At 47.4% G+C, this 17,445-nt stretch carries 10 protein-coding genes; 4 read left to right on the plus strand and 6 right to left on the minus strand.

Going from position 1 to position 17,445, the window contains the following annotated elements:
- The 3 genes from BMZ56_RS13205 to BMZ56_RS13215 all read right to left on the minus strand — a co-directional run bounded on the left by BMZ56_RS13205 (position 1) and on the right by BMZ56_RS13215 (position 5,611).
- On the minus strand, positions 1 to 3,360 hold the full coding sequence (locus tag BMZ56_RS13205) for a TonB-dependent receptor (protein WP_218146563.1): 3,360 nt from the start codon (positions 3,358 to 3,360) through the stop codon (positions 1 to 3).
- Positions 3,361 to 3,583: 223 nt separating this feature from the next.
- A complete protein-coding gene (locus tag BMZ56_RS13210) occupies positions 3,584 to 4,720 on the minus strand; it encodes a FecR family protein (RefSeq protein ID WP_090627451.1) in 1,137 nt (378 codons plus the stop codon).
- A 99-nt stretch (positions 4,721 to 4,819) separates the two neighbouring features.
- Positions 4,820 to 5,611, minus strand: coding sequence for an RNA polymerase sigma factor (locus tag BMZ56_RS13215; RefSeq protein ID WP_090627453.1), 792 nt, complete (start codon positions 5,609 to 5,611; stop codon positions 4,820 to 4,822).
- Between the two features lie 177 nt (positions 5,612 to 5,788).
- Here BMZ56_RS13215 and BMZ56_RS13225 point away from each other — a divergent pair, with 177 nt between their 5' ends.
- Positions 5,789 to 11,857, plus strand: a complete 6,069-nt coding sequence (locus BMZ56_RS13225; protein ID WP_090627457.1) for an alpha-2-macroglobulin family protein — start codon at positions 5,789 to 5,791, stop codon at positions 11,855 to 11,857.
- 5 nt (positions 11,858 to 11,862) lie between these two features.
- A complete protein-coding gene (locus BMZ56_RS13230) occupies positions 11,863 to 12,837 on the plus strand; it encodes a helix-turn-helix transcriptional regulator (protein WP_090627460.1) in 975 nt (324 codons plus the stop codon).
- A 23-nt stretch (positions 12,838 to 12,860) separates the two neighbouring features.
- Here the strand turns inward: BMZ56_RS13230 and BMZ56_RS13235 are convergent, their stop codons facing one another.
- Positions 12,861 to 13,334 (minus strand): DinB family protein, encoded by a 474-nt coding sequence (locus BMZ56_RS13235; RefSeq protein ID WP_090627905.1) that lies wholly within the window; start codon positions 13,332 to 13,334, stop codon positions 12,861 to 12,863.
- A gap of 141 nt (positions 13,335 to 13,475) precedes the next feature.
- Between BMZ56_RS13235 and BMZ56_RS13240 the strand changes: the two genes are divergently transcribed.
- Both BMZ56_RS13240 and purU read left to right on the plus strand, forming a co-directional pair.
- Positions 13,476 to 15,341, plus strand: a complete 1,866-nt coding sequence (locus tag BMZ56_RS13240; protein WP_090627462.1) for a DNA topoisomerase IV subunit B — start codon at positions 13,476 to 13,478, stop codon at positions 15,339 to 15,341.
- A gap of 9 nt (positions 15,342 to 15,350) precedes the next feature.
- On the plus strand, positions 15,351 to 16,193 hold the full coding sequence (gene purU, locus BMZ56_RS13245) for a formyltetrahydrofolate deformylase (protein WP_090627465.1): 843 nt from the start codon (positions 15,351 to 15,353) through the stop codon (positions 16,191 to 16,193).
- Here the strand turns inward: purU and BMZ56_RS13250 are convergent.
- Positions 16,162 to 16,518: a cupin domain-containing protein gene (locus BMZ56_RS13250; protein WP_090627468.1), complete on the minus strand. Its 357-nt coding sequence runs from the start codon at positions 16,516 to 16,518 to the stop codon at positions 16,162 to 16,164. The genes purU and BMZ56_RS13250 overlap by 32 nt on opposite strands.
- Positions 16,518 to 17,411, minus strand: coding sequence for a class I SAM-dependent methyltransferase (locus BMZ56_RS13255; RefSeq protein WP_090627471.1), 894 nt, complete (start codon positions 17,409 to 17,411; stop codon positions 16,518 to 16,520). Before BMZ56_RS13255 ends, BMZ56_RS13250 begins: the two co-directional genes overlap by 1 nt.
- Between the last annotated feature and the right edge of the window lie 34 nt (positions 17,412 to 17,445).

Raw genomic sequence — 17,445 nt, forward strand, 5'->3', positions numbered from 1 at the left:
TTAAAAACTAACGTTAACACCAAATGAGACAATTCGCGGAATGGGATACATATTCTGTCCATTGTTGAACGTATTTCTTTCTGGATCATACCCTTCGTATTCGTCGTTACTGACAAGCGTGAATACATTTTGTGCATTCGTGTAAACATACAGCTTTTCGATCCCTATCCGCGTTAATGCCAATGTTGGAATTGCATAACCTAACTGTATATTCTTCAGCTTAATATAACTGAGATCCTGAACCCAATAGGAAGATTCAGAAGCATCCCAAGCATTGTTGAATTTCAGGCTCGGCACGTCGGTATTCGGATTGTCGGGGCTCCAAGCATTTCTCCATCTGGTAGAAATCATCCGATTCTCCCAATCCATGTCTGTAAAATTATTCTGCGTATATAGGCTTACGTCAGAAACACCCTGAAATAGTAGGTTCAGGTCAAAGCCTTTATACCGAAAACCGGCAGACAACCCAAAGGTGTACGTTGGGATGGTGTTTCCTAAGCCCGTTTTATCTTCAAAAGTCAACCGCCCGTCATTGTTAAGGTCTTCAAACTTCAAGTTACCGGCTTTGGGTGTAAAGCTATTTGCATGCATATGCTGTTTGGCCTCGTCATTTGACTGGTAAACACCAATTGCTTTGTAGCCGTATAATGTGTTGTAAGCATACCCCTCCCGAATCAGATATAATTGATCCGGCGAATCACCGTCGTTGAATCGAGTTACCTCATTGTCAATGTACGTCAAATTTAACCCGACGTTAAACCCGAATTGATCGCGATCCGTCTTTCGGTTATCATAATTGGCTATAAACTCGATACCGTTATTCAGCATCTCGCCCACATTTTCATGCGGGGCTGTCAAGCCTCCCAAAATCAGCGGAATCGGCAGCTGCACGATAATGTCTTTCGTACGTCTTTTGAAATAATCCACCTCAATGTTAAGCCGGTTATCAAATACGCCCATGTCCAATCCGAAATCCAGCGTGGATGTTGTTTCCCAAGTAATGTTTTCATCAACCAACGCTGTCACCGCTGCTCCCGGCGAGAAAACATCACCGTAGCTATAACTTAACTCATTGCTCTGCGCGATGACCGTCAAAAATGGCCAGTATCCGGCAATGTTCTGGTTACCCAGTTGTCCCCAGGATGCGCGCAATTTTAAATTTGAGAATACATCGATATCCCGGATAAATGCTTCATCAGAAAGCCGCCATCCCAATGAAAAACCCGGAAAAAGCCCCCAGCGATTTCCAGCTTTAAACCTGGATGAAGCATCGGCCCTAAAATTAGCCTCAAATAAGTAACGACCCATATACGCATAATTAACCCGGCCGAAGTAAGAAAACATACGCAAACTGGTCATGTTACCTTCTCCTCGGATCCCGGTAGTTCCCGCATCCACTTGCGTCAGCCCTTCCTTGGGAGGCGAAGTTCTCCTCGCATATAGATTTTCAATCTTACTATCTTCTAATTGGATGCCTGCGATCGCTGAAATTTCATGACCACTCGAAAAATCCTTTGTTAGATTTAAGGTACTAAACAAATTATTATTGGTCGAACCCACATGGGTCCGATCGATTTCCAACCCTTCCCGATTGAAATTTTTGGTAATGGTCTCGATGCCGGTATCGGTGTATCCAAAGACACTGGTATTGTACTTATCGGTCAGGTCCCAATCCCGGTTTGAAGCAAAGGTGGTTCGGAACGAAAGTAGATCACTTAGTTTAACATCAACGTTAACATTGAGTGTCAATATGTTGTTACCTATTTTGTTTAAGCCATTTGCCGCATCGATCAGTGGATTCCGATTGTCATACAACAGACTTCCATCCGCACCGATGGCTTGCACCGAACCGTATCGGCCATCGCGTGTGTAGGGAGCTATATAGGGAGCCGCACCGCTCAACATTTCAAACACACGCCCCATCGAACCGTACGTAGCGTCGGCATAGGGTTCTTTCGATTGCCGTCGTAAATAGTTAATTCGACCACCCAGTGTCAGCCAATTATTTACACGGGAATCGACATTCAACCGCATGCCGTAACGTTCGGATACTGTATTGGGCACCATACCTTGCTGGTTCAGGTAGTTGAAGGAGAAAAATGAGGATGTCTGTGCGGTGCCTCCCAGGATCGAAACATTGTGTTCGTGCATGGCAGCTGTTTTAAAAAGTTCGTTAAACCAATCGGTGCTCGGATATTTGTAGGGATCATCTCCATTCCGAAAGGCTTCAATCAATTCATCGGAAAACAACGGCGCAGACCCTTCGTTCGTCAATGCTACATTTGTCAATTCCATACTTTCCGCGCTGTTGTCAATCACGTCGTATCGTCTCCCAAGCGATTGGAGACCGAAATATGAGTTTAAATTGACCGTCATCTTTTCGGAAGACTTTCCCGATTTGGTTGTAACCAATACCACCCCATTTGCCGCCTTTGATCCGTAAATCGCCGCACTTGCTGCGTCCTTCAGCACGGAAATACTTTCGATGTCGTTCGGATTCAATTGATCAAAAGATCCTTCAATACCATCTACGATAATTAACGGATTCGAGTTATTCAAGGTTCCCCAACCCCGTATCCGCAACTGAGCGCCATCTCCTCCCGGCTTTCCGGAATTTTGGCTAACCCAAATTCCAGAAGCCGTACCTCCCAGCGCTTGCGATGCGTTTGTAATCGGGCGATTATTGAGTTCGTCGTCAAACTCGACCATCGAAACCGCTCCCGTGAGATTTACTTTTTTCTGTGTGCCGTATCCTACTACCACCACTTCATCCAGATCACTAACTGTCGCCTTCATCGAAACATTGATACGATCCTGATTACTTATAGACCGCTCTACGGATTCAAAGCCGACGTTTGTGAATATCAATACGGTCGCCCCGGTAGGGACTTCAATGCGATACATTCCGCCGTCGTCAGTAGTAGTAACGGCAGACGTACCTTTTACCGAAACCGTCACTCCTGCCAACGGTTGCCCTATGTCATCGACCACCGTGCCACTTATCGTCCGTTGAGGCTGTACAAGGGGAACGTTATTTTCTCGATAGTTAGCTGGCAGCCGATGCTTGGTGTCCGGTTTAACGAAAATACTCGTACCATCGATTCGATAGGTAAGTGATGCAGGCTTCAACACCTTGGTTAAAAAGGTTTCCAATGGCATTTTTCGTGCGGTGATACGGATTGGTTCTGATTCAAGTAAGATTTCATCACTATAAAGCACCGTATACCCTGTCTGGTTTTCAATGACCGAAAAAATCTGCTTTAAATGAATATGCTTCCGATCCAGCGTAATCGTTTGCGACAATGTTTCGCCACTCAGGTGCATTGTACCCAGCAAAATCCATAACGCTGTGAACCTCATAATTAGGAAAAATTGTCGGTTAATCGCATGAGGCATGAGAATCCCCCAGCGTAACAATACATAATTTATCATTACCTTTGTTAAGTTTGGATGGTTTATAATCCAGTGATCATCTTGTTTATAATTTTAGTCCGAACATACGGAGGGATGGAGTCAACATCTCTCCGTTTTGTTTTTTAGTACTATCTTATCTAGCCATTTTCCTCCTTTTTTAGCCTCGTTATCATTCAATAATCAAACGGCGTCCCACCAATTGGAAGGAGATGCCCGATCCTTCGAAAAAATCCAATACGCTCGATAAACGTGCATTCCGTTTCATTTTACCACTGAACGTTTTATTGGGCTTTCTCCGGTACTCAATATCAACATCATACCACCTGGCAAGCTGTTCCAATACTTCGTCGAACGGTGTTTCTTCAAAACTGAAAAAACCTTCCTTCCAAGCAGTGAACTGCTCGATTGACACCTCGTTGATCGCTGTATTTCCGTCGGTGATGACGCTCTGTTGTCCCGGCTTCAATGTATTGTCAGCGCCCGCTCTTAAATTGGTTATCTTAACGCTTCCTTCAACCAGCGTTGTCTTGATTGCAGGCTCATTATCATAGGCGGTAATGTTAAATTGGGTACCCAACACTTCCAGGTTTTGGCCCGCTGTGGCGACACGGAAGGGGCGTTTCTTATCCTTTGCCACCTCAAAATAAGCTTCTCCTTTAAGCTGTACCGCCCGCTGGGCGTCTCCGAAGCGACTGGGATATCGCAACGTAGATTCCGAGTTAAGCCAGACCTTAGTCCCATCAGGCAACGTAACTTGGTAGGTTCCACCTTTTGGAATTTTCATGGTTAGGTGTTGGATCCGCGAAATCGACTCTTTGCTAAGCACCAAACTTCCGTCTGTGTACCTCAATTCTTCCCCGACGACGATTCCCGATTGCGATTCACTCAGATCAATGGAACGGCCATCTGCCAGAACCAACGTTGCTCGATTGCCTCCCGGTAAAATAGCTACCGGCGTATCCGGTTGCGATTTCTTTACCTCTTCATTATATAGTAGAAAAAAACCAATAAAAAATACAACAATTGCCGCTGCAGCATAGGGAATCCATTTACGGATCTTAATACCACTACGCCTTAGTTGTTTCTGATTTACAATGTATTCGTAAATCCGTTGTTGTGCTAAACTTTCTGAAGAACCTGTATTACGATTCGTTTTGGCCTGTTGCCAATCTGAATCCAGGAGTTCCTGAAGCGCCTCATCGTATGAAAATTCCTGTACGATAGACTCCCATTCGGAGCGTTCGTCATCAGTAAGCGCCTGCACTTGATACTGCCGGTATAAGTATTTGAGCCGTCCAAGGTCCATAACTTCGGTCTGTTTAACTCATTAGTCGAACCTAACCAACTTTCGAGGTAATTGATCAGTCAAAAAAAACACAACACGCTGTCATACAATAAGATATTTTTAGTTCAGATTAAAGATGAGCAACCAAACAGCCACGTCAATGTGATGTAGCTTCAAATAGTCTCGTAAAAACCGTAAGGCGTGTTTCATGTGACTCTGCACTGTTCCGGGCGCAATATCGAGTTGTCGGGCCGCCTCTTCGTATTTTAATCCTTCTTGGTGACAAAGTTGATAGACTCTTTGCTGCTGGGGAGGCAGCAGATCAATTCCTTCTTCAAGAAGCCGTCGAACCTCTCGCAATAATACACGCTCTTCTGTTTCTTCGCTACTTTCCTGCCACTGCTCTTTTAAATTCCGCTTTACAGCACGGGCACGTTGCAGCTTGCGTAACGCATCTATGGTGCGCCTTTTGGACAACGTCTTCAAAAATGCTTCTACATTCCGAATCTCGCGAAGTCCATCCCCCTTTTGCCAAAATGCAAGCATCACTTCTTGGGCTACCTCCTGCGCGCAATCAACGTCTAACAACACCCGAAATGCAAATGCCTTGATTTTCGGGAAGTAGTAATCATACACTTGCTTGAAAGCAAACTCATCGCCCGCTGCAATCTTGAACAGCAGTTTTCTATCTTCTGAAAAACATGTTGCCTTCATGATGGCTATAATATGGTCAGTGCTAAGATACATCCTTTTTCTAAATGGAAGAGATAGCCAACAGCCGACATTAACAATCTCCTGTTGACATTGCATCATATGCAACTTCGCATTCCCTTCCAAATAGCTATGTTCGGCATTAACTAATAACGGAGTAAAAGTATAGTAAATTAATAGATTAAAAAACGCACAATTCATACCCACAAATCGTATAAATTATACGTTTTTCCGTACGAATCAATAAGGTCGAAAATTTTTATGGAATTTTTCTCGCTGTAGCATCCGTGTGGCACAATGCGTCCGTATTCTGTATAATATGACGCAATTTTAGTTAAGTTTGCATAGGCACATCGAGGCACATTAATTTCTATCAGCATGATTCGCAGTATCTTATCGTTTGTTTTGGTTATCACCGTAGCGACTACCATGGCACAAAAATCACTCACGCTATCGCCGTTCGAAAAAGAATGGGAGCAAATAAATTCCCTCATCGAAAAAGGACGTCCCCAATCGGCAGCTGAAATTGCCCAGAAGATTTTAGCTGCAGCACAGCAGAAAGACGATGGTCCGAACGCCATTAAGGCCCAACTTTTTTTGATGGGTGTGGACGAAACCATACAGGACGATGCGATGACACACAACATCCTGAAAATTGATTCTCTGATTCAAATCAGCCAAGGGGCCGAAAAAGCGCTATGGCAAAGTATCAACGGTGAGTTGTATTGGCAATATTACCAGCGTAACCGTTGGTCGATATTGAACCGGACACCATTGGCTGGAGATCCTCCTGCTGATATTGCCACGTGGGACGCAGCTACCTTGATTCACAAAGCAAGCGAGCTTTATCAAGCTTCCATTCTGGATCGTGAAACGCTGCAAAAAACACCGGTAGAACGTTATACGCCCATCTTAACCCAAGGAGAAAATACCCGCCATCTGCGACCTACGTTATACGATTTCCTTGCATTCCGTGCCATTGATTTTTTCCAAAACGATGAAAAAGATGTGATAAAACCCGCCTATCAATTCCAGGTAGACGGTACACTGTGGTTTGAAACCGCTGAGCGTCTTGCAGATGTGAAGGTAAATCCTGCCCATCCCGAGGCATTGCATTTCCGTGCACTGCATACCTACCAGCAACTGTTGGCTTTCCATCTCAACGATCCGAAGCCCGATGCATTGATCGATGCAGATCTCCAACGGCTTGCCTTTGTGCATCGGTATTCCGTACATCCCGAAAAAGATAGCTTATATTTACATGCCTTAGCGCGATTGGAAAAACAGTATCCGGATGTACCTGCAAGCGCACAGGTATCTTATCAAATCATCCAGTTCTTGTACGATAAGCCATCAACCGATTTATCGAACAAGACAGATCTCCCGGCACTGAAAAACCGATTAGATGCCCTTATTGCTCGCTTTCCGAATACCGAGGGCGCAGCAAATGCCTCGCATTTGTTATTCCAAATCAATGGTCGATCGCTTACTATACAAACCGAAGAAGTGGTGCTGCCCGATGAAAACAGCAAAGCATTGATCTCCTATCGAAATTTGGATAAGATATACATCCGCATATACAACCTCGGCTCACCGATGGACCTCCAGCAAAATGGGTTAACCGATGCGCAACGTGCAAAGTTGCTGAAGACAAATCCCGAACGGTCGTGGGAACAGTCGCTTCCGGGGTCAAAAGATCTTTATGAACATCGAGCGGAGGTAAAAATAGATCCCCTTGCCGTAGGTACTTACATATTGGTGGCTTCTGCAACACCTGATTTCCAAGCCGCAAAAAATATACTGCATGCTACGTCATTTCAGGTCTCAGCCATCAGTATGGTGACCAATGACACGAAAAATGGAAAATGGTTGTTTGCATTGCATCGCAAATCGGGCATGCCATTGCGTGGTGCGACGGTCAACTATTGGGGCAATCAATGGAATGGCAAGAAAAGAGAATATACGTATATCAAACTGGGCCAAACAAAAACAGACGAAGACGGAAAAGCGCTGGTTAAAGGCGATGGGGAGCAACAAGCGGCCTTATATGGATCGAATTATATGCAGGTGACGCGTATCACAATTGCTCACCACGGTGATTCCTTGCAATTACCCGGTTATTATTATTTGAATCGCGATGAAGACGACCAACCTGAAACAGATAACCACCTCTTTTTCTTTACCGACCGCTCCATCTACCGCCCCGGCCAGACCATTCATTTCAAAGGTATCCTGATAGAACGAAATAGTAAACACAAAACCAATCGGGTGCTACCCAATGAACAGACAACGGTAACCTTGTACGATGCGAACAACCAGGAAGTGACGTCCGTCGAATTAACTTCGAATGAATACGGTTCATTCTCCGGTACATTTACCGCACCGGAAAGCGGCCTTACCGGCCAAATGCGCCTGGGCAATGACCTCGGTGCTGCCTACTTTTCCGTCGAGGAGTACAAGCGGCCAAAGTTTCAGGTACAGTTCGACTCGCTGAAAGCGAACGTTGCGCTCAATGAGGAGGTAACGGTTAAAGGCAAAGCCCAAGCCTATGCGGGAAACAATATCGACGGAGCTGAAGTCCGCTACCGTGTGGTAAGACGCGCCCGTTTCCCCTATTTTTGGACGTTTTACCGGTGGGGACAACCTCATTCGCCGGAAATGGAAATTGCAAACGGCACGCTGACTACCGATGTGGACGGTGCATTCGAAGTGTCCTTCTCCACCCTGCCCGACAAACAAATTAATCCGAATACATGGCCGGTCTTTACATACACGGTTTATACCGATGTAACGGACATTAATGGCGAAACACAAAGCGGCTCCCAAGATGTCAACGCAGGCTATCGCTCCTTGCAAATCCAGGCATCGATCGATGAGTACCTCAACCTGAAGCAACCGCAAAAATTAGCAATCAGCACGCAAAATCTCAACGGAGTCATCACGCCTTCGGAAGTATCCATATCCATCCGGCCGTTGCGCTTTCCAGGAAAACTTTACAGAAAGCGATTGTGGGAAAAACCCGATCAACACCTGCTATCGGAAGCGGAATTCCGGGCGACGTTCCCAGATGATGAATATACCGACGAATCAGACCACCTCCAATGGCCCGAGGAGGAAGCAATCTGGAATACCGCCATCAGCACAGCGACCACCAACGAGGTAATACTGCCAGCTAGCCTTTGGAAACACGAGGGTTGGCATGTGATCGAGCTGAAAACAACCGATCCACAAGGCAATGAAATCATCGAAAAAAAATACACATACGCCGTCGATATCACCGCAGAAACAAGGCCGCAGACACCATTGCTCGTATACGCCGATAAAACTTCTTTGCAGCCCGACGAGTCGTTGGAGGTGGTGGTCAAAACTGGCCCGGACAGCACCTATGTATTGGAAACCAATACCGACATCGATCCCGAATTTACAGCATTTACCGAATGGCAGCGGATTGACCGACGCTTAACCGAGAAAGATCGGGGTGGCCTTGAGTTCTCGTGGTTGTACGTACACAACAACCGTGTTTATCAGACCTCGCAACGCATCGCGGTTCCCTGGTCTAACCGGGACCTCCAGTTGGAATGGGCTACTCACCGGGATAAACTGCAGCCCGGCGAAGCGGAGGAATGGCACCTGACCATCAAAGGCAATAAAAAAGAGGCCGCAGCGGCGGAATTACTGGCCGGTCTATACGACGCGTCCCTGGATGCACTGAAGCCTCATAATTGGCAATGGAACCGCTTTCAGGACGAAAATTCCTTGTACGGCTATTGGAATGCTACTCAAGGATTCGGGAGATCCAGCGGTAACACGTGGCTCGACAATCTACAAAACGTGGTTCCGATTTCTTTTGATAAGCGATACGATGAATTGGACGGCCTCATCAGTCTGATCTATCCGGTTAGGAACCAATTAATGGTTCGCGGCCTTTCCGGACGCGTATATGGAGTGGCCACCCCGCAGGCAAAAAGTGCAGGCAACGCCGACGCAGCACTGGAAGAAGCTGTCGTAGTTGGCTACGGAACACAGGAACAACAAAGGTTGACAGACGTCTCCGAAACCGACGAAGCTGCCGAATCGGTGGAAGAAACCGAAACAACACCTCCCGTGCGAACCAACCTGCAGGAAACCGCATTCTTCCTTCCGCATCTCCAAACGGATGCAGAGGGGAATGTGACCTTCAAATTCACCTTGCCCGAGGCACTCACCGAATGGAAGTTCATGGCGCTGGCGCATACCACCGATTGGAAAACCGGGTACCTGCAAGGCCAGATCAAAACCCAGAAAGACCTGATGGTCATGCCTAACCTACCACGCTTTTTACGCCAGGGCGACGATATTCGCATCAGCAGCAAAATCAGCAACATCAGCTCGGGCGACCTACAGGGCGTAGCCAACCTGCAATTGCTGGATGCCGAGACGCTCCAACCCCTGGCTAGCTTTGGCGACAGACCGGTCGAAAAGGAATTTGATGCCCCTGCCAACCAAAGTACCACCGTTGATTGGGTGATCCACGTCCCCGAAAACCATTTTGCTCCTGTTGTGGTGCGCATCACCGCCAAAGCGGGTAACTTTACCGACGGTGAGGAAAATACACTGCCCGTCATTACCAACCGCATGCTGGTAACCGAAACATTGCCACTGCCCGTACGCGGCAATGAAACCAAGACATTTACCCTCGAAAAGTTGGCTGAACAGTCGAGCAATACTCTGGTCAATCATGCCCTGACGGTCGAGTTTACCGGAAACCCCGCATGGTATGCGGTGCAGGCGCTACCCTACCTGATGGAATATCCCTATGAATGTGCCGAGCAGGTCTTCAATCGCTTTTATGCAAATGCCCTCGCAGCCCACATCGTGGGGCAGGCACCTAAAGTGAAGGCTATCTTTGACCAGTGGGCAACCCGTGATACGGCTGCACTGCTATCCAATTTGGATAAGAATCAAGAATTGAAGTCGGCCTTACTCGAAGAAACTCCCTGGGTGATGGAAGCCAAGAATGAAACCGAACAAAAACACCGCATTGCCCGGTTGTTTGAAAGTCATAAGTTGGCGCAGGGACTACAGCAGAATTTAGCCAAATTGGCCGAAATGCAACAGCCAGAAGGAAGCTTCCCATGGTTCCATGGGATGATGAGCAACCGCTATATCACCCAATACATTGCTACCGGTATTGCCCGGCTGCGGCATCTTGGCATTGAAGCAGCTGCTTCAGATGCAGCGACGGAGATATTGACGAAAGCCATGGGTTTCCTCGATCAGCAAATTAAAGCGGATTACGATGCCTTACTGAAAAACGAAGCAAAATTGGCCGATCAGCACATCAGTTATCCGCAGGTCCAGTACCTTTACCTGCGCAGCTTCATTGATAACCCAGCTCTTCCCGAAGAAAGCCAAACGGCCTATGCGTACTATTTTTCACAGGCAACAACTTATTGGCCTGAATTCAATCCGTATCTAAAAGGTCAGCTTGCCCTTGCTTTGCATCGGGGCAACAATCACAATATTGCCAACGAAATCATGACTTCCCTCCGTGAGACGGCCATTCAAAACAACGAAATGGGCATGTATTGGAAATCCATGCCCCGTGGATATTGGTGGTATGAGGCCCCCATTGAGGCTCAGGCATTGCTGATCGAGGCCTTTACAGAAGTGGCCGAAGATACCAAGGCGGTAGACGATCTCAAAGTATGGCTCATCAAACAGAAGCAAACCCAATACTGGAGCACCACGAAGGCTACTTCCGATGCCATCTATGCCCTGCTATTGCGGGGCAGCGATTGGCTCGTCAATGAGCCCGCGGTAACCATTTCGCTCGGTAAAGAAACGATCCGGTCTACCGAGATCAAAACAGAAGCCGGTACCGGTTACTTCAAAAAACGCTACGACGGCGATGCCATCACGGCTGATATGGGCAATATTTCCGTCAAGGTGGATAAAGCCCAAAACGAAGGCGTGGCCTGGGGTGCCGTCTACTGGCAATATTTTGAAGATCTTGATAAAATTACCGGAGCGGAAACGCCATTGAGCCTACGCAAGCAGCTCTTTATCCAACGAAGTACCGACAAGGGGCCAGTATTGGACGAAATCACGGCAGATAACCCGCTGAAAGTGGGCGACAAGGTAACCGTGCGCATTGAACTGCGTGTAGACCGCGACATGGAATATGTGCATCTGAAAGATATGCGGGCAGCTTGCTTCGAACCCATCAATGTGCTGAGCGGCTACCGTTACCAAGGTGGACTGGGATATTATGAGAGTACGCGCGACGTGGCAACCAACTTCTTTTTCGATCACCTGCGTAAAGGAACGTATGTATTTGAATATCCCGTATTTGTTTCACAAGCAGGCGATTTCTCGAACGGCATCAGCACCATCCAGTGTATGTATGCACCGGAGTTCAGCAGCCACAGCGAAGGGATTCGGGTACAGGTACAACCCCAAAATTAACGCACATGGCCGTAGACACCGCCAAACGGTTTGATCGGATTGTGAACATCTACATCCAGTTACAATCCAAACGCGTGGTAAAGGCGCAGGAGCTTGCCGACCGATTCGGTGTGAGCTTGCGTACTATTTATCGGGATATCCGTAGTCTCGAACAGGCGGGTGTTCCCATTTTCGGTGAGGCAGGATCCGGCTACAGTATTGTGGATGGATACCGCCTGCCACCGGTACTGTTTACAAAAGAAGAGGCGTTGAGTTTTGTGGGCGCCCAAAAGCTGATGGGGAAATTTATGGACCGCAAGCTGCAAGAACATTACGAAGCGGCGCTGTATAAAATCAAGGCAGTGCTTCGGATGACCGAAAAGGATTGGTTAACCAACATTGAATCCAAAATTGTCATGGCCAAACCTGGTTATGAAATTTTCAACGCCAATGTTCCCCATGCCTTAAGCACATTGTTCGAGAGCATTGCGCAACGCATCAAGGTTGCGCTGTCTTACAAGGGCCTGCGCGATGAATTGCCGCAACACCGGGTAATTGAGCCCGTGGGCATGTTTCACGAAATGAACTATTGGTATATTTATGCCTATTGTCATGCACGCAAGGCCTATCGGCAATTCCGCGCCGACCGCATTGCCCAACTGCGGTTGTTAGGCGAACCGTTTGAACAGGAACATCCGACGTTGGGTCAATTTATGGAGGAACGTGAGCAGGCGCGTAACCAAACGCCCAAAACAAAAGTCCGCATCCGTGTAACGAAGGACCTAGCCGGCTACCTGAAATGGCAACGCGGCTACCATGGTTTTGTATCCGAGCGCGACTGCGGATCGCATGTAGAAATGGAATTTGAAACGCAAGATACCCGCGATGAGTTTCCTCGCTGGTTGCTCATGTTTGGCGATGGTACGCAGGTGATCGAACCGGACAGCCTGCGCCGACGCATCGCCGAAATACTCGAAGCCGCGGCCGTTAACTTTCGTTAGGCCGCGGCTTGTCACGATCGATTTTACCGTTCCCAGAAAAAAGGTGGCTGAATTTCCAACGCACGGAGATACACATATCCCTGTGCGCGGTGGTGGATTTCATTGTCGATAAAATAAAGGATGTTTTCGATAATCGGAAAATTGAACTGCCCGAAAAGATTAAATGTCTCGTGGAAGTCTGCCTCGGAAATCTGATCGAAAAGCGCATCAATACGCGGCGTAGCCTCATCCCACCGGTGCAATAACGCTTCCTTGGTGGTGATATCGGGCTGGCTTTCTTCGTAAGCACCTTCGGCGCGATTCACGATACCCTCCAAACCCGGAACAGCAATGGAAAGCATCTCCTTAGCTAAGTCGGCAAATGGCCGCATCCCCCCTACTGAAAAGGTAAATAGCTTGTCCGCCGGAAATGCCTCGATAACCCGGCGCGTCAGCCGGCGATGCCCCTGCCAATGATTCAATAACTCTGCTTTGCTTAAAATTTGTGAAGTACTCATAACTTGATGTTTTTGATCCATGACACAAAGAAACCATCCGCCGATGACAACAGTCTGTCAGCACGCCTCCAAGAAAAAATCAACAAAATTCAGTATTATTGCAAAACGAAATTTAGCTGATAGCCGAAAGCTGATATAAAAATGACCGCATACAACGAAGATAGTATCCGTTCGCTTGACTGGAAAGAACATATCCGGTTGCGTCCGGGGATGTACATCGGTAAATTGGGCGATGGTTCTGCCTACGACGATGGCATCTACGTATTGCTGAAAGAAGTAGTGGATAACTCCATCGATGAATTTGTGATGGGCGCTGGAAAGACCATCGAAATCACCGTAAACGAACATAAGGTATCCGTACGCGATTTTGGGCGCGGCATTCCGATTGGCTCGGTAGTAGACGTAGTCTCCAAAATCAACACAGGTGGGAAATACGATAGCAAAGCTTTCCAAAAATCAGTAGGCCTTAACGGTGTAGGTACCAAAGCGGTAAACGCACTTTCCACCTCCTTTACCGTGCAATCGTACCGCGAAGGCAAGACCCGTATCGCCGAATTCAGCAAAGGCGAATTGGTAAAGGATGAAGAAAAAACCACTACCCAACGGAATGGTACGGCCGTAACATTTTATCCGGACGACAGTATTTTCCGTCATTACCACTACCGATTGGAGTTTGTGGAAAACATGATCTGGAATTATGTCTTTCTTAACTCAGGCCTGACCATCAATTTTAACGGGCAGAAATTTGTTTCCGAAAATGGCCTTAAAGATCTCCTTGAGCGCAACATCGACGCAGAATCCATGCGCTATCCTATCATTCACCTTAAAGGAGATGATATTGAGGTAGCCATCACCCACGGCCAGCAATACGGCGAGGAATATTATTCGTTTGTAAATGGCCAGCACACCACACAGGGAGGCACACATCAAGCAGCATTCCGGGAGGCATTGGTCAAAACTGTACGGGAGTTTTACAAAAAGGACTTCGATGCCTCGGATATCCGTGCTTCCATCATTGGGGCTATCGCCATCAAAGTACAGGAACCGGTTTTTGAGTCTCAAACCAAAACCAAACTCGGTTCTCAGAATATCGGACCCGAAGGCCCCACCGTGCGGACCTTTATCAATGATTTTGTAAAAAAGGCCCTGGACGACTACCTGCATAAATATCCGGATACCGCCGACGCCTTGCAGAAACGCATACTACAGTCCGAACGTGAACGCAAAGACATTGCAGGTATCAAGAAGTTGGCTAACGAACGAGCAAAAAAAGCCTCCTTACATAACCGGAAGTTGCGCGATTGCAAAATTCATTACGGAGAAAACCATGAATTGGCACAGCAAACCACGTTGTTCATCACCGAAGGGGATTCCGCCAGTGGTTCCATCACCAAGTCGCGCGATGTACAGACACAAGCGGTATTCAGCCTCAAGGGCAAACCCCTGAATGCATTTGGCCTTACCAAAAAGGTCGTGTATGAAAACGAGGAATTCAACCTGCTGCAGCATGCGCTCAACATTGAAGATGGGCTCGACGGACTGCGTTACAACAACATTGTCATCGCTACGGATGCCGACGTCGACGGGATGCACATTCGGCTGCTGCTGATGACCTTCTTTCTCCAGTTTTTTCCGGATTTGGTCAAGGCGGGCCACGTGTCTATCTTACAGACCCCCCTTTTCCGCGTGCGTAACAAAAAAGAAACCATCTACTGCTACAGCGATGAAGAACGCCAGCGCGCCATTCTCAAGTTAGGGGGTAAACCGGAAATTACCCGCTTCAAAGGGCTTGGAGAAATTTCACCGGAAGAATTCGGCTTGTTTATCGGAAAAGACATGCGATTGGATCCTGTGATTCTCTTGAAGGAATTGAAAATCATTCAATTGCTGGAATATTACATGGGCAAAAATACGCCTGATCGACAGAAGCATATTGTAAACAACCTGCGCATTGAGGTAGACATTGCCGAAGATCGAAAGACAACAGAAGAAGAGCTTGTAGCCTAACGATACGCAATGACGAACCAAACGCTTATTCTTATTCAATGCCGCGATGCGGTTGGCTTGGTAGCCACCATTTCTAATACTGTCGCAAATCACGGTCTTAACATCGTCACCATGCGGGAATACGTGGATGAAGCTGCCAACCGCTTCTATGTGCGTATCGTTTGTGCCGGACAAGCCGAAGATAACGACCGGCTCACCGCCGATTTAACCGTCGCATTACCCGAAGGGGCAACGGTCGTGGTAAATCCGCCAGAGCAAAAACGGCTGGCCATCCTGGTAACCAAAGAGCATCATTGCCTAGGCGACATCATTGTTCGCCACTTTTTCAATACGCTGGACGCGAAAGTTTGTTGCGTAGTGGGAAATTACGATACATTACGTGCATTTACCGAACGGTTCGATATCCCGTTTCATCACATCAGCCATGAAAGCAAGTCGAAGGAACAGTTTGAGGAAGAAGTGGCTGAAACCGTTGAAACGTATCAACCCGATTACTTGGTTCTCGCCAAATTCATGCGCATTCTTTCTTCGGATTTTGTATCGCGTTATCCCGGACGGATCATCAATATTCATCACTCGTTTCTCCCTGCATTTATCGGCGCCAATCCGTATAAGCAGGCACACGAAAGAGGCGTGAAACTGATTGGTGCAACGGCCCATTTCGTGACCGACGATCTCGACCAAGGCCCGATTATCGCTCAGGACATTAAGCCGGTGAACCACAGCTTTACCGTAAAAGACATGGTCAGAGCGGGAAAAGAAGTGGAAAAATCGGTGCTTAGCAAGGCGCTTAGAATGGTCATTGAAGACCGGGTGATCATCACCGGGAATCGGACGGTGGTGTTTGAATAGGAAGAAAATCTTCGCGAACGGGCGTAAATGAGTCAATGAGTACCCCCTCCTCCAAACACAAACAGCCATGAAGCGCATCAGGCGGAATCAGGCAGCTATCGCCAGACGCCATGACCACCATTTGGTCTCCAATGGTGTATTCAAAACGGCCCGCCTCCACGTAACTGATTTGGGTATGCGGATGCTGGTGCAATGACCCAATACTTCCGGCTTCAAAACGTACCTTGACTATCATGAGATCCGGGGAATGAGACATGACTTTACGGCTAACACCACCCCCCAACGTTTCCCAGCTAACTTCCTTATCGTGCGTAAATAAGTCCATCAAAATTTCCTGAATTTACCAAAAACACCCAGGGGTAGCTTACTTCCCGCTGTCGCCTGCAGGTAAAGCTCACCTGTATCCAGATTCTGTACAGTTGGCATTGCCGATTTAACCAAGTTTTCGACGATCACGGAGGAAAATCCCAGCGAATATGTATTGAGAATCAAAAAGTGCTCCTTAGGATCGAGTAGCTGTACCACATCGCGCATCATTTCCGCAATATGATCTTCGAGTTTCCACTTCTCCCCTTTCGGACCGTGCCCATACGCAGGTGGGTCCAGAATCACACCTTGATAGCGGTTTCCTCTTTTGAGTTCACGCCTGACAAATTTAAGTGCGTCTTCTACCACCCACCGGATATTCGCAAGTCGCGATAATTCCTGATTCTCGTTGGCCCATGTAACTACTTGTTTGATAGAATCCACGTGCGTCACATCGGCACCTGCCGCCCGCGCAATTAACGAGGCTCCGCCCGTATAGGCAAAAAGATTCAATACTTTGGGTTGTTTCGTAGAAAATGACTTGACCGTCTCGGAGATATAATCCCAATTCACCGCTTGCTCCGGAAAAATCCCTACATGTTTAAATGACGTGAGTCCAAGGCGGAACTTGATGCCGACTTCTGGATTACGGTATCCGATGTGCCACCGATCTTGCAGTTTCGGATTCTTTTTTATCCAATCGCCACTGGTAGCCGATCGCCCCTGGAAACGGATATCGTGCCGTTTAGCCCACTCCGATTCAGACAATCCTTTCGGCCATACGGCCTGGGGTTCCGGACGGATGAGTATGACATCGCCAAAGCGTTCCAATTTTTCGAAATTGCCGCAATCGATTAGTTCATAGTCTTCCCAGTACTGGGGAGTAAGAAGTTGGATGCTGTTTGCCAAGATAAAATTACTTTTTTACTTTCAGGCAAAGATAAGA

The organism is Parapedobacter indicus (genome assembly GCF_900113765.1).
GTDB lineage: Bacteria > Bacteroidota > Bacteroidia > Sphingobacteriales > Sphingobacteriaceae > Parapedobacter > Parapedobacter indicus.